The organism is Catellatospora sp. NPDC049133 (assembly GCF_040648455.1).
Lineage (GTDB): Bacteria > Actinomycetota > Actinomycetes > Mycobacteriales > Micromonosporaceae > Catellatospora > Catellatospora aurea.
This window is the reverse complement of sequence record NZ_JBEZDT010000011.1, coordinates 227,174-248,075: the sequence shown is the minus strand read 5'-3', so window position 1 is coordinate 248,075 and position 20,902 is coordinate 227,174. Positions and strand designations below refer to the sequence as shown.

Genomic DNA, 20,902 nt, shown 5'->3' with positions numbered 1-20,902 from the left:
TTCGTGGGTACGGGTCAGACGAAGTACTTCTCCGCGGCGTGCAGCAGCGCGTCGTTCTCCTCGGCGGTGCCGATGGTGACGCGCACCCCGTCGCCCGCGAACGGCCGCACGATGACGCCCTCGGCCTCGCAGGCCTGCGCGAACGCCACCGCCCGGTCACCGAGCGGCAGCCACACGAAGTTGGCCTGGCTGGCGGGCACCCCCGGCAGCAGCTTCGCCAGGGCGATCTGCACCCGGTCGCGCTCGGCGATGACCAGGTCGCAGCGGCGGCGCATCTCCTCCTCGGCGTCCAGCGCGGCCAGCGCCGCGGCCTGCGCGGCCATGCTGGTGGAGAACGGGGTGACCACCTTGCGCACCGCGGCGGCCACCTCGGGCTGTGCCACCAGGTAGCCGATGCGCAGGCCGGCCAGGCCCCACGCCTTGCTCAGGGTGCGCAGCACCGCGACGTTGGGCCGGTCGCCGTAGACCTCGACGCCGTCGGGCACGGCCGGGTCGGTGACGAACTCCTTGTACGCCTCGTCCAGCACCACCAGCACGTCCTCGGGCACGGCGGCGAGGAACTCGTCCAGCTCCGCCTTGCGCACGCTGGTGCCGGTCGGGTTGTTCGGGTTGCAGACCAGGATCAGCCGGGTGCGGTCGGTGATCGCATCGGCCATCGCGGCCAGGTCGTGGCCGTGCTCGGCGGTGTTCGGCACGCGCACCGAGGTCGCCGCGGTGGTGGCCGCGATGATCGGGTACGCCTCGAAGGAGCGCCAGGCGTAGATCAGCTCGTCACCGGGCAGGCAGGTGGCCCGCACCAGGTGCTCGGCGAGCGCGACGGAGCCGCAGCCGGTCACCACACGCTCGGCAGGCACGCCCAGCCGATCGGCGAACTTGTCGCGCAGCGCGCCCACGCCCATGTCGGGGTAGCGGTGCACGTTGGCGGCGGCGTCGGCGACGGCCTCGACCACGCCCGGCAGCGGCCCGTACGGCACCTCGTTGCTGGCCAGCTTGATCGCGCCGGGCACCGAGCGGCCGGGCACGTAGTTGGGCAGGGCGTCCAGGTCGGGCCTGGTCAGCCCACGCTTGCTGCGTTCGCTCATGATGCGCTCCTCTTGTCGGTACGGACCGGGTCGGGCAGGCGCACCACGTAGGTGGCAGCCGTTCGGTCATGCCAGGCCATGCGCTGCTGGCGGTCGATCAGCAGGAAGATGACGTCGACGAACTGAAGTATGACGAAGCACGGGCCGCAGCAGGAGAGCAGCAGCAGCGGCATGGCCAGCGGGCTCCAGCGCCGCCAGGCCCGGCCGACGCCTAGCGGGTCCAGGTTCTCGGCCCGGACGACCTTGATCCGGGCGAGCCGCTTGCCGAGGGTCTGCCCGGTGTGCGCGGTCGCCGGCACCTCGTAGGCGAACCACAGCGCCAGCGCGATCAGGATGATCACGAGGAGCAGCGCGTCCATCTGCGCCGGCCGCTCCATGTCGAGCGGCAGCTCCCCGGTCTCCATCCACTTGTCGGTGATGGCCTGGGTGAAGGGGATGTACTCGCGCAGGAACAGGTAGATGAACCAGCCGTTGACCACGACGTTGAGCAGCACCAGCGCGATCGTGTCCACGATCCGCGCCACCAGGCGCGCCCCGGGGGTGGCCAGGGGCATGCCGTGCGGGCGTACCGGGGGCTGGGGCACCGGATGCGGCCAGCCGGGAGGCAGCGGCTGCGTGCCGGGTCCGGCCGGCGGCATCCCACCGGCCGGCGGGAGCACCGGGGGCGCCGAACCGTTCCCGGGCTCGTTGACCTTGTGCACCGGCTGGCCCACGGGTGCCGGAGGCGGAGGCGGGGGCGCGGCGGGCGGCCCGTCCGGTGGTGTCGCGTCGGCGGGCAGGGACGCGCCGAGCCAGCCCTCGCCGTCCCAGTACCGCTGCGTGCTGGGATCGGCGGGGTCCTTGTACCACCCAGGACTGATCGTCATGACAGCTATTTAACCGACCTTCACCACGACGGTCTTCGCCGCCTTGTCATGCAGGCACTGTTGGAGCGGTTTGTCCCACAGCTGCCAGAACCCGTCGAGGTAGCTGAAGAACGGCACGAAGATGCCGGCCACCCGTTCCACCGCCCAGCGCTTGGTCAGGTCGCCGCGGGTCAGCAGCTCGCCGGGCTGCACCTTGATCACGCGCAGCTTCATCACCCGCTTGCCCACGGTCTCGCCTCCCTTACGTAGCTGGTACTCGACCAGGTACAGGTAGGTGAGGACCAGGTTGACGGCGAAGATGCCGGCGAACACGACCATCATCGTGCCGAAGAGCTGGAAGAACTCGTCCGGCACGGGCTGGCCGTACGCGTCGTTGTAGCCGCTGTTCGCCGCGGTCCAGTCCATCACCGTGACCATCCAGAGGATCATCAGCGGCACGGTGAAGATCATGCCGACGAGGCCGAGGATGAGACCGTCCAGCAGGTAGGCGAGCAGGCGGTCGGCGAAGCTCGCCAGCGGCTGGCCGTTCGGCGCGAACGGGACGGCGGGGGGCGGCCACGCGCCCTGCTGCGGGGGCGGCACCCAGCCGGTGGGCTGGCCGGCCCACGGAGCGGGTGGACCCTGGGGCGGCACGAAGCCGGGCACGGGTGCCGGGCCCTGCGGCGGCACCGGGCCGCGCAGCTGCACCGGGTCGCCAGGTGGAGTGGCGGGAGAGGGGGAGGTCATGCGCGACATCCTTCCATGTCCGCGCAGCCGTGCAGGGTCCGCGCCGGGGTGTGAGACGGGCGCCTACCTCGGCATACGCGTCGGCGGGCGCCCGTCGTGGTGCTGGCGGTGCGGTCAGAGGTTGCCGCGGGTGTCCTGCTCGCGCTCGATCGCCTCGAACAGGGCCTTGAAGTTGCCCTTGCCGAAGCCGAGCGAGCCGTGCCGCTCGATGAGCTCGAAGAACACCGTCGGGCGGTCCTGCACCGGCTTGGTGAAGATCTGCAGCAGGTAGCCGTCCTCGTCCCGGTCGACGAGGATCTTGCGCTTCTTCAGCTCCTCGATCGGGGCGCGCACGTTGCCGATGCGGGCCCGCAGCTCCGGGTCGTCGTAGTACGAGTCCGGGGTGGCCAGGAACTCCACGCCCGCCGCGCGCATCGCGTCGACGGTGGCCAGGATGTCGTTGGTGGCCAGCGCGATGTGCTGCGCGCCCGGGCCGCCGTAGAACTCCAGGTACTCGTCGATCTGCGACTTCTTCTTGGCGATCGCCGGCTCGTTCAGCGGGAACTTCACCTTGCGGGTGCCGTTGGCGACGACCTTGCTCATCAGCGCGCTGTAGTCGGTGGCGATGTCGTCGCCGATGAACTCGGCCATGTTCGTGAAGCCCATGACACGGTGGTAGAACTCCACCCACTCGTCCATGCGGCCCAGCTCGACGTTGCCGACGACGTGGTCGACGGCCTGGAAGAAGCGCTTCGGCGAACCCGCGGCGACGGCCGCGGAGCGGTCCACGATCGGCTCGCGCGCCACGAAGCCCGGCTCGAACGGGCCGGTGTAGCCGGAGCGGTCGATCAGGGTGTGCCGGGTCTCGCCGTACGTCGCGATCGCGGCGATGCGGATCGTGCCGTGCTCGTCCTTCTCGTCGTACGGCTCCTGCACGCCGGTCGCGCCGTGCGCCACGGCGTACGCGTAGGCGGCGTCGACGTCGGGGACCTCCAGCGCGATGTCGGTGACGCCGTCGCCGTGGCGGGCGTGGTGGTCCGCGCCCGGGGCGGCCGCGTGCACCGCGCCGCGGAGCACGAAGCGCGCGCTGCCCGAGGTCAGCACGTACTCGGCGTAGTCGCGGAAGCCCTGCTCCGGGCCGCGGTAGGCGACCAGGGTCATGCCGAACGCGGTGGAGTAGTAGTGGGCCGCCTGCTTGGCGTTGCCCACCAGGAAGGCGATGTGGTCGACACCCTTCACCGGGAACGGGTCGGTCGTCTCCGGCGACGCGTGGGTGGCGGCCGGGTGAGCTACAGCGGTCATGGGCAAAGATTTACCCAGCGCCGTGAGCTGGGCAACTGTCTCGCCGATCACTGATCAGATTGTGCAGAACGACCGGTGGTGGCGGCGATCTGCTGGACAGATTGCCCAGTTATCAAATCGTTACCAAGGCTTGTCATGCTCGGGCGGCTCCCGGGCGTATCTCCGGTGGGACCAGGGGAGAAGGCCATGGACGACTTTGCTGAGTTCTACCTCAGCGGCAAGGACGCGGTGTTCCGCGCCGTGCTCGCGGCGGGCGGCGACCGCGCGGGCGCGGAGGACGCCGTGGCCGAGGCGTACGCCCGAGCCTGCGCGCGCTGGGAAGCCGTACGTGCCCACCCCAACCCGACCGCCTGGGTGCTAGAGGGCGACCTGTTCCTGCTGTGGGCCCCGGAAGGCGGCCTGAAGCACGCCCTGGTGCGGGCTCACCGCGCGGACGACATGCTGGTGGACTCCGGGCCGAGGTTCGGCACGCCGGACGGAATGGATGCCACAGAGCAGGCCTGCCGGCAGCTCGGCGCGTCGTTCGCCGAACTGGCAGGCACACCCGCGCTGCCGCCGCGCCGCCACGTGACCGTCTACGACGACGGACAAGTGTCGATGTACGTCGCCGACGGCATGATCTCTGTCTGCACCCGCGATGACGGCTCGCTGTCCATGGTCAGCGTCAGCCGGACCACCGGCGGGGCGTGGCAGCCGCTGCGCTACGTCCACCAGGCCTGGGAGACGAGCGGATGGATCGTGGGCGTCGCTCCCCGGTTCGCGACCAGCGGCACGCTGACCCTGAGCGGTGGCCGGACCGTGCCCCTGGTCGTCGTCGACGGCTGGTTCACGGCCGCTTGGAAGGGCAAGCAGGCTGCCGGACAGCCCGGGAAGATCGAGATCGTGGCTCCCGGAGAGGTGTGGACCGAGCAAGCCGGACAGGTCACCCGGCTGCCCCGGTGACATGATGAGCCGGTGACTTCCACGGTCGACGAGCTGGACGTGCGACTGGTCGAGCTGCTGGCGGCCGAGCCGCGGATCGGTGTGCTGGAGGCCTCGCGCCGGCTGAAGGTGGCGCGGGGCACGGTGCAGGCCCGGCTGGACCGGCTCGTCGCGCGCGGGGTCATCAAGGGCTTCGGCCCGGAGCTGGACCCGGCGGCGCTCGGCTACGGCGTCACCGCGTTCGTGACCCTGGAGATCCGGCAGAGCGGCGGCCACGACCCGGTCGCCGCGCACCTGTCGACGATCCCCGAGGTGCTGGAGGCGTACACCATCACCGGCGGCGGCGACCTGCTCTGCCGGATCGTGGCCCGGTCCAATGCCGACCTGCAGCGGGTCATCGACGAGATCGTGGCGTACGACGGGATCGTGCGCGCGTCCACGCTGATCGCGCTCGCCGAGCAGTTGCCGTACCGGACGCTGCCGCTGGTGGGGAAAGCCGCCCGACACGGGTGAATCGGACAGTCACTCACGTTTGACGGTTTCCTGGCTACTGTGGCCGGATGGCTCAGGGGAGGGCTGGCGCAGGCTGGCTCGTGGCAGTGGCCGTGGCGCTGACCGTGCTCGTGAGCACCGGCGTCTGGAACCCGTTCCCTGACCTGTGGGCCTGGCTCAACACGAGCGGCCCGGTCTCCGAACCGCTGCCGCGCTGGCAGGAGCGGCTCGGCAGCACCCCGCAGACTGTCACGCTGACCGACGACTACGTGATCGTCGAGCACCGGGACTCGGTCGAGGCGCTGAGCCGGTTCAACGGCCGGCGCAACTTCGCGACCGAGGCGGACTGGGCGGCGGTCGCCGGCCCGGCCGACAAGCCGGTCATCGTCGCGGGAAAGCTGCTGGTCAAGGGGTATCAGGCGCTGGATCCGCGGACGGGTGCGGTGGTGTGGCGCGACGAGGTGGCCTCCGCCGTGTGGACGTACCGGGACGAGGTCGTCGACGTGGCCTGCCGTACGCCCAAGGATTGCGAGGTCACCGGCCGCGCGCCCGGCACCGGCACGAAGATCTGGTCCACCGGCCTGCCGGGCATGGGTTTCGTGCTCTTCGCCGACAATCCGGAGCTGCTGGGCACGCAGCCGATCCCCTCGGACCGGATCGCGGACCGCCACGAGCCGGGCAGCCGCCCGGAGCTGCTGGCCTTCCCGATAGACGGCAAGGTGTACGTCGTCGATCCGCGCCGGTCGGAGCCGCGGCTGGATCCACCCCTGGAGCCCGGCCGCCGCGACAAGATCATTGTCGCGGGCGGGCGCATCGTGCGCAGCACCGCGAACCCGCGCGACGGGGGCTGCGACGTCGCCGTCGTCGCGCTCGACGCGGTGAGCCGGCAGCGGGTGTGGCCCCTGCCCGCCGGGCAGCATCTGCGCACCTTCGACGGCGGTGGTTGCGACCAGCGTCGGCTGCCGATGGGCACCGACAGCGCGCTTGTCGGATTGACGATCGAGGGCAGGGAGCAGCTGATCGAGGCGGGCCTCGGCGAGCAGGTGCTGCTGTGCGCCCCGGGCGAGCACATCGTGGGGGTGACCAACGGGCTGGCCCTGGTGCGTTCGACCGACGGGCGGCGGCTGAGCGCGGTGGTGCCCGACGGCAGGAACCCGGGCAAGCCCAAGGCGCTGTGGCACCGCAAGATCAGCCCGGAGGCCTCGGCGGCGCTGCGGGGCACCGTGGTCGTCGTGTCCGACCGCGGCCCGAACCGGGTGATCGTGCTGAACCCGGAGGACGGCAAGGTCCGCAAGGAGGTCAAGTCGGATGCCGAGGTGCTCGCCGCCGACGACAAGGGCCTGCTGTTGGGCCAGCGGCGTGATCTCGGTTACCTCCCGTTCGATTAGCCAGGGCGCGAATTCTGCGACCCGATGGCACATGAGTACCCTTTTTCGCGTGACTGACTTCGCCTACTCCTCGCTGCTGCCCCTGGGCGCGGACACCACTGACTACCGCCTCGTCACCGACGAGGGCGTCGACGTCGTCAGCGGGCCGGGCGGGCGCAAGTTCCTCACCATCGAGCCGGAGATCTTCACCCAGCTGACCGCCGAGGCGATGCACGACATCGCGCACTACCTGCGCCCGGCGCACCTGGCCCAGCTCACTTCGATCATCGACGACCCGCTGTCCTCGCCGAACGACCGCTTCGTCGCCAAGGACCTGTTGCAGAACGCGAACATCGCGGCCGGCGGCGTGCTGCCGATGTGCCAGGACACCGGCACCGCGATCGTGATGGGCAAGCGCGGCCGGCACGTGCTGACCGACGGCAACGACGAGGCGAACATCGCCCGGGGCGTGCACGCGGCGTACACCAGCCTCAACCTGCGCTACTCGCAACTCGCCCCGCTGACCACCTGGGACGAGCGCAACACCGGCACCAACCTGCCCGCGCAGATCGAGCTCTACGCCGAGGACCCGGACGGTCACCCGGACGCGTACAAGTTCCTGTTCATGGCCAAGGGCGGCGGCAGCGCCAACAAGTCGTACCTCTACCAGGAGACGAAGGCGCTGCTCAACCCGACGTCGTTCATGCGCTTCCTGGACGAGAAGCTGCGGCTGATCGGCACCAGCGCCTGCCCGCCGTACCACCTGGCGATCGTCATCGGCGGCACGTCGGCCGAGCACGCGCTGAAGACGGCGAAGCTGGCGTCGGCGAAGTACCTGGACAACCTGCCCTCTTCGGGTTCGATGCTGGCGCACGGGTTCCGGGACGTCGAGCTGGAGGCCGAGGTCCTGGAGCTGACCCGCGACTTCGGCATCGGCGCGCAGTTCGGCGGGCGCTACTTCTGCCACGACGTGCGCGTCGTCCGGCTGCCCCGGCACGGCGCGTCGTGCCCGGTCGCCATCGCGGTCTCCTGCTCCGCCGACCGCCAGGCCCTCGCCAAGATCACCCCGTCGGGGGTATGGCTGGAGCGCCTGGAGACCGATCCGGCCCGCTACCTGCCCGAGGTCACCGCCGAGGACGTCTCCGACGAGGTCGTCAAGATCGACCTCAACCGGCCGATGGCCGAGATCCGCGCCGAGCTGGCCCAGCACCCCGTCAAGACCCGGCTGTCGCTGTCCGGCCCGCTCGTGGTGGCCCGTGACATCGCCCACGCGAAGATCGCCGAGCGGCTCGACGCCGGTGAGCCGATGCCGCAGTACCTGCGCGACCACGCCGTCTACTACGCCGGACCGGCGAAGACCCCCGAGGGGTACGCGTCCGGGTCCTTCGGCCCGACCACCGCCGGGCGCATGGATGCCTACGTGGAGAAGTTCCAGGCGGCCGGGGGCTCGTACGTGATGCTCGCCAAGGGCAACCGCAGCGGCCAGGTCACCAAGGCCTGCCAGGCGTACGGCGGCTTCTACCTCGGCTCCATCGGCGGCCCCGCCGCCCGGCTCGCCCAGGACTGCATCAAGAAGGTCGAGGTCCTGGAGTACGCGGAGCTCGGCATGGAAGCCGTCTGGAAGATCGAGGTCGAGGACTTCCCCGCCTTCATCGTCGTCGACGACAAGGGCAACGACTTCTTCGCCGAAACCTCCAAGCCCACCCTCACCATCGGCCGCCGCTGACCTGCCGCCTCTCCCACCCCCGCGTCGGCCGCGCCGCGGGTCGGTCGCGCGCGGCGCGTAGGGCGCGGTCCGGGCGCGTAGCGCACCAAGGTCATTCGACTTGCCTGGCACCTGTGCGTATCTTGAAGCGCCATTCGCACAGGTGCCAGGCAAGTCGGGCGATCATGGGCCGTCGGTAGGGCGTCGGGGGCAGATCACGGGTGCCAACCGCGGGAGCGGAGCGCGGTCTTGGCTTCGCGGACGACACCTGCGAAGTCGTTGCGCATGCGTCGACTGGTCACGTGCAGGACGATCCAGCCTTCGTTGACGAGCAGGTTGAGCCGCCGCCGGTCGAGGTGGAACTGGTCGGGGGCGTCGTGCCACTCGCCGTCGTACTCGATGGCGACCTTGAACTCGGGCCAGGCCAGGTCGGGGTGAAGCACGCGGCCGCCGATTGCGACCGGATGCTGCAACTCGGGTCGGGGCAGCCCGGCGCGGATCAGGCCAACCCGCAGGCGTGACTCCTGCGGCGACTCCGCTCGGCCGTCGACCAGCCCGAACGCCCTCGCGGCCCGGGCGGCTCCGTGCCGGCCGAAGCGGTCGCGGGCCAGCTCGCCGAGCTCGTCGACCGAGACCAACTTGGCATGCAGCAGCGCGTCGATGATCGTGACCGCGGGTACGAGGTCCAGCCAGAGCACGAGATCCCAGCAGGTGCGCAGCGGGCGGGTGACGGGTAGTCCGCGGCGGATCTCGACTTCGTCCTCACCGAGCACCATACGGTGTACGGTCGCGTGCTTGCGCTGGTTGAGCCGGGTGCCCGCGGGCACGACGAGGTGGGCCGGGTCGCCGAACGCGGCAGCGTGCTCGACACCGTGCAGGAACGCCGCCGACGGGCCGGCGAAGTACGCCGTCGGGGGCAAGGCCGAGCGCTAGCGCGCGGCAGGTCAGCTCATGGTCGCGGTCGAGCCGGCTGTCCGCGAAGACGTTGTAGCCGAGGCTCGTCCAATTCCGCCCGCGCAGCTGCTCGGCGGTGAGCAGGCCCTCCCGCAGGGCGTCGGACCCGCGGAACACCTGCCAGGCCAGTTGTCTGGGTCGATCGACACGTCGCACGCCGCACAGCGTGCCTCACATTCGCGGACCCTGTGCACGGCCCTGTGGATAACCGGCCCCATCCCTGTGGATAACCATGTGGATCGCCTGTGGACGGTTGTGGACGAACGCGCCGCGCACGAAGGTCCCGCGACTCACCATGGTCATCCGACTTGCCAGGCATCTGGGCGAATGCGGCTTCACGATACGCACAGGTGCCAGGCAAGTCGGACGATTCATGCGGCCCGGCCGCACGGCCCCACGGCGGTGCGGCAAAGAAGGGGGCGGGTCAGGAGAGGGCGGTGGTGATGGTGGTGGCGGCGGCTACTACGAGGGGGCCGACGGTGGGGGCGTCGAGGGGGGCCAGGGCGACGACGCCGACGGAGGCGCGGAGGCCTTCGACGGCGTGGACTCGGGCGGCGATGCCGTACGCGCCGGGTTGGAGTTCGCCGGAGGAGACGGTCCAGCCTTCGGCGTCGGAGAGGATGGCGCGGCCCGCCGCGCCGGACTCGAGCGGGTGCCGGGAGCCGGTGCGGTAGGCGACGTGGAACATGGTCGAGCTGGGTTCGACGACGGCCACCGCGACGGCCTCGTCGCCGTCGGCGACGGTGAGGTGCGCGGTGGCGTGGACCTGGTCGGCGAGGCGGCGCAGGGCGGGCAGGGCCGCGTCGGCGAGCAGCGGCTGGGCGCGCCGGGCCAGGTGCAGCAGCCCCACGCCGAGCCGTAGCCGCCCGCCGGAGTCGCGGCGTACCAGGGAGTGCTCGGTGAGCGTGGTGACCAGCCGGTACACCACGGCGCGCCCGACGCCGAGACGGTTGGCGGCCTCGGTGACGGTGAGCCCGCCCGGGGTGTCCGCGACCAGGGTCAGCAGGCGCAGCCCGCGGTCGAGCGTCTGTGCGGTGTCCACGCGCCAAGCGTAGGCGTCGACCGGGATGACTAGAGTGGCGGAGTGATCAAGGCGGTGGTGTTCGACGCGGACGAGACGTTGCTCGATCTGCGACCGGCGGTCGACTACGCGCTGGAGCAGGTGCTCGGCAGCCTGCGCGCGCTGGAGCCGGGCCTGGCGCTGACCCGCGAGCACCTGCGGGAGAGCTGGCAGGAGGTGTTCGCCGAGGACCCGGGGGCGCCCGTCCCGTACATCCGGCGCGAGTCGCTGCGCCGGTCGCTGGCCCGGTTCGGCCTGGAACGGCACCTCGACGGTCACTACGAGCTGTTCTTCCGGCACCGGTACGAGCAGACCCGGCCTTTCCCGGACGCGCTGGCGACGCTGGCCGAGCTGCGGGCGGTGTACCTGCTGGGTTATGCGACCAACGGCAACTCGACGGCGGGGCGGTGCGGGCTGGGCGGCGAGTTCGCCTTCGAGCTGTACGCCCACCAGGACGGCCTGCCGAAGAAGCCCGCGCCGGAGTTCTTCGCCGCGGTCGTCGCGGCCGCCGGCGCGAAGCCGGACGAGATCGTCTACGTCGGCGACAACTACCACCACGATGTCGAGGCCCCGGCCGCGGCCGGGATGCGCACGGTCTGGGTGAACCGCGCCGGAAGCGACCTGCCCGGCCCCGTCGTGCCGGACCTGACGGTCGAGCGCCTGGCGCAACTGCCGGAGGGAGTGGGCAGGCTCGCCCGCCGTCCCGCGACATGGGACGGCGTACCCTCTGCGAGTGGCGGTGCAGGGCGCTGACCTGCGGTTCCGCTAACGTGTACCGATGATCACAACTGTCGCCTTCGACGCCGACGACACGCTGGTGGACATCCACACCGCCGTGACAGCGGGCCTGGGGGCGGTCACCGCCGCGGTGGCCGACCCGGCGCTGACCCTGGAGCTGTTCGCCGCCGACGCCGAGGACCACTGGACGCTGCTGTCCGACCGCCCCGCGCGCGACATCCGGGCCGCCGCGATGCGGCACACCCTGGCCCGAGCCGGTCGCGAGCACGAGCTGGACCGGTGGCTGGAGCTGTTCTTCGAGGTGCGGTTCGCCAACTCGCGCCCGTTCGAGGGGGTGGCCGCGGTGCTGGACAAGCTGAGCCGCGACTACCGGCTCGGGTACGCGACCAACGCCAACAGCCTGGCCGGCCGGTGCGGGCTCGGCGGGCGCTTCGCGTTCGAGCTGTACGCGCTGGAGAACGGGGTGCCGAAGAAGCCCGCCCGGGGCTTCTTCGACGCGGTGCTCGCCGCGGCGTCGGCCCAGCCGCACGAGGTCGTGTACGTCGGCGACTCCTACGAGCACGACGTCGCCGGGGCGGCGGGCGCGGGTCTGCGTACCGTCTGGCTGAACCGGTCGGGCGCCCCCGCACCCGGACCGGTCCGCGCCGACGTGGTGATCTCGGACCTGGCCGAGTTGCCCGACGCGGTGGCCTCCCTCAACACTTGAGCCGAGCGGGCGGCGGTGATCGGCGTCACCGGCTCTGATGGCCGTGAGGACCGAATCGCCGTCGATCCGGATGAGCTTGAAGCGTTGCGGTGGTTGCAGTCGCGATGGACCGCCCCGCATTGACTATCCTTGTCCGGTGACGTTGAGACTCTTTGACACCGCGACCCGACAGGTGCGCGACTTCGTGCCGCGCGTTCCCGGTCAGGCCTCCGTGTACCTGTGTGGTCTCACCGTGCAGTCCGGCCCGCACATCGGCCACCTGCGCTCGGGCGTCAACTACGACGTGCTGCGGCGCTGGCTGATCCACTCGGGCTACGACGTCGTGTTCGTGCGCAACATCACCGACATCGATGACAAGATCCTCACCAAGTCGCTGGAGCAGGGTCGACCGTTCTGGTCGATCGCGTACGCCAACGAGGTGACCCTCGCCGCCGCGTACCGGGCGCTGAACGTGCTCGCGCCGACGTACGAGCCGCGGGCCACCGGGCACGTGCCCGAGATGCACGAGTTGATCACCGAGCTGATCGAGCGGGGCAACGCGTACCCGAGCAACGACGGCAGCGGCGACGTCTACTTCTCCGTGAGCTCCTTCGCCGACTACGGCGCCCTGTCCGGGCAGCGGCCCGACGACATGCTGGCCGCGCCCGACGGCCCGGAGCGGGCCAAGCGCGACCCCCGCGACTTCGCGCTGTGGAAGGGCGCGAAGACCGAGGAGCCCGACGACGCCGAGTGGCCCTCGCCCTGGGGCCGCGGTCGGCCCGGCTGGCACATCGAGTGCTCCGCGATGGCCAAGCGCTACCTGGGCGCGGAGTTCGACATCCACGGCGGCGGCCTCGACCTGGTCTTCCCGCACCACGAGAACGAGCAGGCCCAGTCGCGCGCGGCGGGGCTGGCGTTCGCCCGGTTCTGGGTGCACCACGGCCTGCTCAACCTCGGCGAGGCCAAGATGAGCAAGTCGCTGGGCAACGTCATCGACCTCGACGCGGTCGTCGAGCGCGGCATCCGCCCTGTCGACCTGCGCTACTACATGCTTTCCCCGCACTACCGGGCCCGGATCGACTTCAGCTGGGGCGCGCTGGAGGAGGCCGCCACGGCGTACCGCCGCATCGAGGGCTTCGTGCAGCGGGCCGTGGAACTGGTCGGGGTCGTCGAGCCGACGATGCTGTGCGCCGACTTCACCGCCGCGATGGATGACGACCTCAACACCTCGGCCGCGCTCGCGGCCCTGCACGAAGTGGTGCGCGAGGGCAACACCGCCCTGGCCGCCGGGAACGACAAGGCCGCCGCGGGCGCGCTGGGCAGCGTCCGGGCCATGCTCGGCGTGCTCGGCATCGACCCGCTCGACGTAGCCTGGGCCGAGAGCAAGGGCGGCAGCGGGCTGCGCAGCACGGTCGACGCGCTGGTCGCGCTCGCCCTGGAGCAGCGCACGGCCGCACGAGGACGCAAGGACTGGGCCGCCGCGGACGCCGTGCGGGATCAGCTCAAACAGGCCGGAGTCGTGGTGGAGGACACCCCGCACGGTCCACGCTGGACGATCGGAAGTGAACTGTAATGCCGGGCAACTCGCAACGCCGGAACATACGCCAGGTCAGCAAGAAGACCGCCGTCAAGGGGACGGGTGGCAAGGGCAAGGACACCCTGAAGGGTCGGGGCAAGACGCTGCCCGCTGACGAGCGTCCGTGGCACAAGGGTTACTCGGGCACCGAGAAGCTGCCTTCGAAGACCGCCTGGAAGCAGGACAAGGAGCGCAAGGCCGCCGCCGCCGAGGGGCGTGCCCCGAAGATCGGCAAGCCCGGCACCAAGGACACCACCTGGGGCCGCGGCAGCGGCGGCAAGGGCACGCCGACCAAGCGCACCCCCGCCGGCCGGGGCGGCGCTCCGACCCGCAGCGGCCCGCGGGTCGCGCCCGGCCGCAAGTCGCTGACCCCGAAGGACGCGCCGGAGCTGCTCGTCGGCCGCAACCCGGTGAACGAGGCGCTGCGCGCGCACGTGCCCGCGACCGCCCTCTACGTGGCCCAGGGTATCGACATCGACGAGCGCGTCAGCGAGGTCGTGCGCACCGCGGGCGACCGGGGCATCCCGATCCTGGAGGTCAGCCGCGCCGAGCTCGACCGGCTCACCGGCGGCGTGCTGCACCAGGGCATCGGCATCCAGGTGCCGCCGTATGCGTACGAGACCTTCGACGACATGCTCGCCGCCTCGATCGAGCACCCGGAGCCGCTGCTGGTGGCGCTGGACGGGGTCACCGACCCGCGCAACCTCGGCGCGGTGATCCGCTCCGCGGCGGCGTTCGGCGCGCAGGGCATCTTCGTGCCCGAGCGGCGGGCCGCGGGCATCACCGCGACCGCCTGGCGCACCAGCGCGGGCGCGGCGGCGCGGCTGCCGGTGGCGCAGGTGACCAACATGACCCGGGCGCTCAAGCAGGCGCAGTCGGAGGGCTTCGTGGTCGTCGGGCTGGACGCCGACGGGGAGACGGACCTCTACCAGCTGGAGGCCGCGGTCGGGCCGCTGGTCGTGGTGGTCGGGTCGGAGGGGCGCGGTCTCGGCCGGCTCGTCGGGCAGACGTGCGACATGCGGGTGAGCATCCCGATCGTGTCCGAGGTCGAGTCGCTCAACGCGTCCGTGGCAGCGGCCGTGGCCCTGGCCGAGGTCGCCCGACGCCGGGCGGCGTGACCGGGGCCGCGTTCGCGCGGCGCGTTTATAGACACTGGCCTATCACATCGAGTTTCCGCGACTCGGAGGCGATGTGATAGGCCAGTGTCTATTGGTGAACGGGGGCGCGGCGGCGCGTCGGCCGAGCCGTCGGCCGGGTGAGCGGCCCAGGCCGCCGGTCAGTCGGGCTGGCGGGTCATGGCGAGCACGTCGAGGGCCGCGTCGAGCTGCTCCTCGGTGAGCTTGCCGGCCTCCACGTGGCCCCGTTCCACGACGACCTGGCGGATGGTCTTGTTCTCCGCCAGGGCCTGCTTGGCGACGGCCGCCGCCTCCTCGTACCCGATGTGGCGGTTGAGTGGCGTCACGATCGACGGAGAGCCCTCGGCGTACAGCCGGGCCACCTCCTCGTTGGCCTGCAGCCCCGCGACGCACTTGACGGCCAGCAGGCGGCTCGCGTTGGCCAGCAGCGTGATGGACTCCAGCAGGTTGCGGGCCATCACGGGGAGCATGACGTTCAGCTCGAAGTCGCCCTGCGAGCCGCTGAAGGCGACCGCGGCGTCATTGCCGATGACCTGCGCACAAACCTGGCGCACGGACTCGCAGATGACCGGGTTCACCTTGCCCGGCATGATCGACGAACCGGGCTGCAGGTCGGGGATGCGCAGCTCACTGAGGCCCGCCCGGGGTCCGGAACCCATCCACCGGATGTCGTTGGCGATCTTGTAAAGGCTGACGGCCGCCGTGCGGAGCTGACCCGACAGCTCCACCAGGGCGTCCCGGGCGCCGTGCGCCTCGAAGTGGTTCTCGGCCTCCTTGACCGGCAGGCCCGTGTCGGCGGCCAGCCGGCGGTACACCTCGCGGCGGAACTCGGCGCTCGCGTTCACGCCCGTGCCGACGGCGGTGCCGCCCAGCGGCAGCTCGGCGACGTGCGGCAGGGTCGACGCGACCCGCTCGGCGGCGCGGTGCACCTGCTGGGCGTAGCCGGAGAACTCCTGGCCCAGGGTCACCGGCGTGGCGTCCATCAGGTGGGTGCGACCCGACTTCACCACGTGCGCGAACTCCCGCGCCTTGCGCGACAGCGCCTGCTCCAGCTCCAGCAGCGCGGGGCGCAGCTCGTACGCCACCAGCCGCAGCGCGGCCAGGTGGATCGCCGACGGGAATACGTCGTTGCTGGACTGCGAGGCGTTCACCTGGTCGTTCGGGTGCACAGTGCGGCCCAGCCGCTGCCCGGCCAGGCGGGCCAGCACCTCGTTCATGTTCATGTTGGTCGAGGTGCCCGAACCGGTCTGGTACACGTCGAGCGGGAAGTGCTCCGCGAAGTCGCCCTCGACGATCTCCCGGGCGGCCGAGGCGATCGCGCCCGCGGTCTGCGCGTCCAGGTCGCCGGTGGCCGCGTTGGCTTCGGCCGCCGCCGCCTTGATCTGGGCAAGAGCGATGATCAGGGGGTACGGCAGGACCGTCCCCGACACCGGGAAGTTCTCGATCGCCCGCTGGGTCTGCGCGCCCCACAGGGCGTCGGCGGGCACCCGCACCTCGCCCATCGTGTCGTGCTCGACTCGATACTCCGTCATGGCTCCATGCTTACCCCCTGGAGTACGGGTAACCGAAGATCGGCACGCACATCACAAAAGGGCGGGACCGTTTCCGGTCCCGCCCCTCCTGCTTACTGCCTGCGTCAGATGCGCACGCCGGAGGCGGCGTGGAACGCGTGGTGGCTACCGACCACCGGCTTGACGAACACGGTGTCGCCGAGGCTCGGCATCGCCTGACGGGTCGTGGTGACCACGAACCGCTCCTCGCCACCGTTGATCGCGGCGTGGCCGTACACGTTGGCGTTGGCGCCCAGGTCCTCGACCAGGTCGACGACGATCGGCATGCCGCCCTCGCTGGCGCCCACCAGGTCCGAGTCCTCGGGGCGGAAGCCCACGGTGACCTGGCCGTTGCCGCCCTCGGCCTGCGCCGCGGCGACCTGCTCACGGGTGAGCGGGAGCACCATCTGGCCGAACACCGCGCCGGCGTCGGTCAGCTGCACGGTCTTGATGTTCATGGCCGGCGAGCCGATGAAGCCCGCGACGAACACGTTCGACGGCCGGTCGTACAGGGCACGCGGGGTGTCGCACTGCTGCAGCACACCGTCGAGCAGCACGGCCACCCGGTGACCCATGGTCATGGCCTCGACCTGGTCGTGCGTGACGTACACCGTGGTGATGCCCAGCTGCGACTGCAGCGTGGCGATCTGCGAACGGGTCTGCACGCGCAGCTTGGCGTCGAGGTTCGACAGCGGCTCGTCCATGAGGAAGACCTGCGGCTCACGCACGATGGCGCGGCCCATGGCGACACGCTGGCGCTGACCGCCGGAGAGCGCCTTCGGCTTGCGGTTGAGGTACTCCTCCAGCTGCAGCATCTGCGCGGCCTTCTTGACCCGGACGTCGATCTCCGACTTCGGGGTCTTGCGCAGCTTGAGCGCGAACGCCATGTTCTCGTACACCGTCATGTGCGGGTAGAGGGCGTAGTTCTGGAAGACCATCGCGATGTCCCGCGACTTCGGCGGGAGGTTCGTGACGTCCTTGTCGTTGATGTAGATCGCGCCCTGGTCGACGTCCTCGAGACCGGCCAGCATCCGCAGGCTGGTGGACTTGCCACAGCCGGACGGGCCGACGAGGACGAGGAACTCGCCGTCGTTGATCTGGAGGTCGAGCTGGTCGACGGCGGGGCGGTCGGTGCCCGGGTAGATCCGGGACGCCTTGGCATAGGTGACGGTAGCCACGGGGGTGTGTCCTTCCACCGGCAGGAACGTGCCGGACGATCCGAGTGAAAGTGAAGTGCCGGCCACGTTTTCACGAACCCGGCGTTCGCCAAAGTAGCCGCGTAACGGCTTGTAAACAAGCCCGTGGATCATCATGTGGAACGCGTCTGCCAGGCAAAACGGACGCTATGGTGATGATCGGTACGAAACTCCGGGGAATCCGGTAGCGGACCTGATACGTACGGCGCGTACCATCGCTGGGTACGGCCGCTCCTGAGCCGTGCATGCCGGCCTGGCGCAATTGGTAGCGCACCCGACTTGTAATCGGAAGGTTAGGGGTTCAAGTCCCCTGGTCGGCTCCACCGTCGCAGTTCAGAAGGCACTGAACCGGGCTCGTCCGGTCCGATCCACTGGCGATCGCCTATGTGAAAGCACGTTCCGCTCGCCTACCATCACCGGGGTGACAGCTCCCCGTGCCGACTCACGCGGCGGAAACCGGGTATTCCTCGCCGTGGTCATCGCAGCCGCCTGCGGCATCGCCGCCGGGCTCGGGCTGGCTCGACTGACTATGGACCCGCATACGGCGACAGCGCATATGCTCACTGGAACGGTCACCGCGTCGAACGAGACGAGCCGCGAGATCCAGTTCGAAGCCGACGGGGCGGCTCCCGATCCGGAAGGCGACCCCACCCTCTACGACGTGCTCGAAGCCAAGTGGCAGGACAGCACCGGCGCGGTACGTGACGGCTACCCGGCCTGCCTCAAGAGCGAGAACGACGACCCCATCTCGCTTGATCATCATCGCGTCAAGCTGACCGTGATACACCGCGACTTCGGTGGCAGGCAACTGCACAACATCGTGGTGCACGTCCAGTGCCTGGACTGATCGCTCGATGTTCGTGCGCGGACGCACCGCTTGACCGGAAGCTCAAAGGTCCAAGTCCCCTGGCCGGCCTCACCGCCTGAGCTCAGCTCAAGGGCATGACAAGACGTCGCCCGTGGAAGAGTTGCCGTCATGGCAGCTTCAGTGACTCCGGGCCGCGAGGTGGTAATCGAGTCGGATCGCCTGCTGCTCAGACCTTGGCGGGTGGCCGAGGCCGCAGTCCAGCGTGAGCTGTGGACCGAACGTGATCCCCGAGTGCCGCCGCACCGCCGGATCGACGCGGCCGGGCACCCCACCCTCGCGGAGCTTAAGGATTCGATCCGCACCGACGAGCTGTGGTCGACCAGGTTGCTCGCGGTCGAGCGCAAGGCGGAGGGCGACGTAATCGGCTACTGCGGGCTGGTCGACGGACGAGGACTGGAGGGCGAACCGGAACTGGCGTTCGAGCTGCTGCGCCGGGTATGGGGCCAGGGGTACGCCACCGAGGCCGCGCTGGCGGTGCTGGACTGGGCGAGATCGTCCGGCTACGAGTGCCTGTGGGCCACGGTCTGGGACTGGAACACCGCTTCTCGCTGGGTCCTGACCAAGCTCGGGTTCACCGAGACCGAGCGGACGGAAGTGGACCCGGTTCGCGGAACCACCCTGTTCACCACGAGACGGCTCTGACACGCCGAAGCCCGTGCGACAAGTAAGGGGGCGGATGTGTTTCGCATCCGCCCCCTCGCCACATACGCCTGTCAGATGAGCGTGTCGCTCTCCAGCGGCAGCAGGCCCGCGGCGGTGCCGACGACCGGCAGGGCGCGCAGCACCTCCATGGAGGTGGCCATGTTGCCCAGGATCGGCAGGTCGTTGACGAGCGGCAGCTGACCCAGCAGGCTGCCCACGCCGAGGCCGCCCGCGCCGGCGCCGCCGGTCAGGCTGCCCAGCAGCGGCAGCTCGCCCAGGCCGGGCAGGCTGGGCAGGCCGGGCAGCGCGGCCTCGGTGGTGGCCGACTCCGCGTACTCGGCGTCCTCGCCCGCGATCGGGCGCTCGGTGGCCCGGTGCCGGCCGACGTGCTGGGGCTGGGCGGCCGGGGCGGAGACCTGCTGGCCGACGGGCAGCTGGGTGTCGAGGGTCGGCTCGGGGTTCAGCAGGTTGGCGCCGCGGCCGGGGCTCATGCCGGACAGCCCGCCGGTGATCTTGCCGAGCGCGTCGCCGACGATCGGCAGCGAGCCGACGACGGGCAGTGCGGTGCCGGGCTTGCCGCCCTGCACGATGCCGCCGGTGAGCATGCCGCCGACGACGGGGAGCTTGGTCACGGTGTCCAGGCTGAGCTTGCCGCTGGCGAGGTCGCGTACGCCGGGGACCTGCTTGGCGATGTCGCCGACGACCAGGATGCTGTCCAGCGGACCGCCGTTGCCGAGCACGCCGTTGAGGATGGGCAGCTTGTCGACGAACGGCAGGCCTTCGGCGGTGGGCATGCCTTCGGTCGCGAGCAGGTCGTCGGCGCTCGGCTGGCCCATCGCGTCGGCGATGAGGGCCGGCACGATCTGCGAGGTCGCGTCGGCGACCTGCTGGGACAGCGCCGGTTCGAGCGTGATGCCCTGGGCGTCGGACGGGTCGAGCGCGTCGGTGTCGATGAGCGGGTCGATCTGGCGCGCGAGCATGCCGGACGGCATACCGGTGGGCGTCTCGCCGAGCCATTCGCCGAAGCTGTCCTGGGGAGTGCCGACGGCCGGGCCGGCTGGGGCGGGCAGCGGTGCGGGCTGCAGCCCGGACAGGTCGTTGCGCTCGCCGGTGAGACCGCCCAGGGCGTCGCCGCCGAGCGCGCCGGTGAGGCTCGCGAGCGGATCGGCGGCCTTGGCGCTGCCGTTGAGGCCGCCGCTGAGTCCGCCGGTCAGGTCGCCCAGGCTGCCGGTGATGCCGCCGAGCGGCCCGTCGCCGCCGGTGAGTCCGCCGAGCGGGCCGCCGCCGCCGCCGGTGAGGCTGCCCAGCGGGCCGCCGTCTCCGCCGAGCAGGCCGCCGAGGGTGCCGCCGCCGTCGGGGCCGCCCATGAGGCCGGTGGCGATGCCGCCGAGCGGCCCGTTGGAGAGGCCGCCGATGGGGCTGCCGCCGGGCTGGGCGCCGAGCAGGCCGCCGAGCGGTCCGCCGGAGAGCATGCCGGTGACGCTGTCCAGGCCGGGCAGCGCTTCCTCCTTGCCGGCGCCGTTGAGCAGGCCGGTGCTGTTGAGCAGGTCGGTGCTCGGCAGCGCGCGGGTCAGGGCCGGCGCCTTGCCGGTGAGCGAGATGTCCTGCACCCCGGGGGCGTACGCGGTGACGCCGACTTCGCCGGTGCCGCGGGTGATCGAGAGCGGGCCGTCTGCGAGCAGCCCTGCGTTCAGCCTCGTGTCGGGCATGTCGATCGACAGGCCGAGGTTGTTCAGGCCGCCCGTCGGGGAGAGGAGATCGGCGACCAGCCCTCGCATGGCCTGAAGATCGGCGGTCGGCTGGGCCTCGGTGACCGTTTCAGCGTGCGCGACGCCACTGCCGAGAAGCATGACGCCGCCCGCCACGCCCACGGCGCCGACGGCACGGTAGAACCACTTGTTCATGTCCATCCATTCGATTGCTGACCGGTGCACCCCGAACGGCAGGGTGCTGCTTGGTGCATTCGTCTGATGGAGCAACGACCAAAAGGGGCATATCGTCGCGGGAAAGGCATGTTCGGCGATCCCTCAGGGGTGGTACGGGTGGTGCTCGGTCGA

19 protein-coding genes and 1 tRNA gene are annotated in these 20,902 nt (G+C 70.9%); 11 read left to right on the top strand and 9 right to left on the bottom strand.

Annotation, left to right across the window (positions count from 1 at the left end):
• Positions 1–14 precede the first annotated feature (14 nt).
• The 4 genes from hisC to hppD all read right to left on the bottom strand — a co-directional run bounded on the left by hisC (position 15) and on the right by hppD (position 3,955).
• Complete coding sequence (gene hisC, locus AB0B35_RS15540; protein WP_361045473.1) at positions 15–1,082, bottom strand: histidinol-phosphate transaminase; 1,068 nt, start codon at positions 1,080–1,082, stop codon at positions 15–17.
• On the bottom strand, positions 1,079–1,948 hold the full coding sequence (locus tag AB0B35_RS15535; RefSeq protein WP_361045470.1) for an RDD family protein: 870 nt from the start codon (positions 1,946–1,948) through the stop codon (positions 1,079–1,081). The genes hisC and AB0B35_RS15535 overlap by 4 nt, the downstream gene beginning before the upstream one ends.
• A 9-nt stretch (positions 1,949–1,957) precedes the next feature.
• Positions 1,958–2,674, bottom strand: a complete 717-nt coding sequence (locus AB0B35_RS15530) for an RDD family protein (protein WP_361045468.1) — start codon at positions 2,672–2,674, stop codon at positions 1,958–1,960.
• 114 nt (positions 2,675–2,788) lie between these two features.
• Entirely contained in the window at positions 2,789–3,955 is a 1,167-nt protein-coding gene (hppD, locus tag AB0B35_RS15525) for a 4-hydroxyphenylpyruvate dioxygenase (protein WP_361045466.1), read from the bottom strand.
• 186 nt (positions 3,956–4,141) lie between these two features.
• On the opposite strand from hppD, the gene AB0B35_RS15520 reads away from it, so the two are divergent.
• The 4 genes from AB0B35_RS15520 (at position 4,142) to AB0B35_RS15505 (ending at position 8,461) form a co-directional block, all read left to right on the top strand.
• On the top strand, positions 4,142–4,897 hold the full coding sequence (locus AB0B35_RS15520) for a hypothetical protein (RefSeq protein WP_361045464.1): 756 nt from the start codon (positions 4,142–4,144) through the stop codon (positions 4,895–4,897).
• A gap of 12 nt (positions 4,898–4,909) precedes the next feature.
• On the top strand, positions 4,910–5,389 hold the full coding sequence (locus tag AB0B35_RS15515) for an Lrp/AsnC family transcriptional regulator (protein WP_360541485.1): 480 nt from the start codon (positions 4,910–4,912) through the stop codon (positions 5,387–5,389).
• Between the two features lie 80 nt (positions 5,390–5,469).
• Positions 5,470–6,756 carry a hypothetical protein gene (locus AB0B35_RS15510; RefSeq protein WP_361045462.1) on the top strand — a complete coding sequence of 429 codons (1,287 nt, stop codon included), beginning with the start codon at positions 5,470–5,472 and terminating at the stop codon, positions 6,754–6,756.
• Between the two features lie 49 nt (positions 6,757–6,805).
• Positions 6,806–8,461 (top strand): fumarate hydratase, encoded by a 1,656-nt coding sequence (locus AB0B35_RS15505; RefSeq protein WP_361045459.1) that lies wholly within the window; start codon positions 6,806–6,808, stop codon positions 8,459–8,461.
• Positions 8,462–8,655: 194 nt separating this feature from the next.
• Here AB0B35_RS15505 and AB0B35_RS15500 read toward each other — a convergent pair whose 3' ends face one another.
• Together AB0B35_RS15500 and AB0B35_RS15495 are read right to left on the bottom strand one after the other, a co-directional pair.
• The gene (locus AB0B35_RS15500) at positions 8,656–9,360 is read right to left on the bottom strand and encodes a hypothetical protein (RefSeq protein WP_361045457.1); all 705 of its coding nucleotides are present in this window, start codon (positions 9,358–9,360) and stop codon (positions 8,656–8,658) included.
• A 458-nt stretch (positions 9,361–9,818) separates the two neighbouring features.
• Entirely contained in the window at positions 9,819–10,436 is a 618-nt protein-coding gene (locus AB0B35_RS15495) for a helix-turn-helix domain-containing protein (RefSeq protein WP_361045455.1), read from the bottom strand.
• A 42-nt stretch (positions 10,437–10,478) separates the two neighbouring features.
• Here AB0B35_RS15495 and AB0B35_RS15490 point away from each other — a divergent pair, with 42 nt between their 5' ends.
• The 4 genes from AB0B35_RS15490 to rlmB all read left to right on the top strand — a co-directional run bounded on the left by AB0B35_RS15490 (position 10,479) and on the right by rlmB (position 14,571).
• Complete coding sequence (locus AB0B35_RS15490; protein ID WP_361045453.1) at positions 10,479–11,207, top strand: HAD family hydrolase; 729 nt, start codon at positions 10,479–10,481, stop codon at positions 11,205–11,207.
• Positions 11,208–11,232: 25 nt separating this feature from the next.
• Complete coding sequence (locus AB0B35_RS15485; RefSeq protein WP_361045451.1) at positions 11,233–11,898, top strand: HAD family hydrolase; 666 nt, start codon at positions 11,233–11,235, stop codon at positions 11,896–11,898.
• Between the two features lie 136 nt (positions 11,899–12,034).
• Positions 12,035–13,450 carry a cysteine--tRNA ligase gene (gene cysS, locus AB0B35_RS15480; protein WP_361045449.1) on the top strand — a complete coding sequence of 472 codons (1,416 nt, stop codon included), beginning with the start codon at positions 12,035–12,037 and terminating at the stop codon, positions 13,448–13,450.
• Entirely contained in the window at positions 13,450–14,571 is a 1,122-nt protein-coding gene (gene rlmB / locus AB0B35_RS15475; RefSeq protein ID WP_361045446.1) for a 23S rRNA (guanosine(2251)-2'-O)-methyltransferase RlmB, read from the top strand. Before cysS ends, rlmB begins: the two co-directional genes overlap by 1 nt.
• 158 nt (positions 14,572–14,729) lie before the next feature.
• On the opposite strand, the gene AB0B35_RS15470 is transcribed toward rlmB, so the two are convergent.
• A complete protein-coding gene (locus AB0B35_RS15470; RefSeq protein ID WP_361045443.1) occupies positions 14,730–16,121 on the bottom strand; it encodes a class II fumarate hydratase in 1,392 nt (463 codons plus the stop codon).
• Between the two features lie 104 nt (positions 16,122–16,225).
• Entirely contained in the window at positions 16,226–17,317 is a 1,092-nt protein-coding gene (ugpC, locus tag AB0B35_RS15465; protein WP_360530862.1) for a sn-glycerol-3-phosphate ABC transporter ATP-binding protein UgpC, read from the bottom strand.
• Positions 17,318–17,582: 265 nt separating this feature from the next.
• Here ugpC and AB0B35_RS15460 point away from each other — a divergent pair.
• The 3 genes from AB0B35_RS15460 (at position 17,583) to AB0B35_RS15450 (ending at position 18,845) form a co-directional block, all read left to right on the top strand.
• Positions 17,583–17,658 (top strand) — tRNA-Thr (locus tag AB0B35_RS15460).
• Positions 17,659–17,807: 149 nt separating this feature from the next.
• Complete coding sequence (locus AB0B35_RS15455; RefSeq protein WP_361045442.1) at positions 17,808–18,182, top strand: hypothetical protein; 375 nt, start codon at positions 17,808–17,810, stop codon at positions 18,180–18,182.
• A gap of 129 nt (positions 18,183–18,311) precedes the next feature.
• Entirely contained in the window at positions 18,312–18,845 is a 534-nt protein-coding gene (locus AB0B35_RS15450) for a GNAT family N-acetyltransferase (protein WP_361045439.1), read from the top strand.
• A gap of 71 nt (positions 18,846–18,916) precedes the next feature.
• Here AB0B35_RS15450 and AB0B35_RS15445 read toward each other — a convergent pair whose 3' ends face one another.
• Positions 18,917–20,749 (bottom strand): hypothetical protein, encoded by a 1,833-nt coding sequence (locus tag AB0B35_RS15445; protein ID WP_361045437.1) that lies wholly within the window; start codon positions 20,747–20,749, stop codon positions 18,917–18,919.
• Positions 20,750–20,902 lie beyond the last annotated feature (153 nt).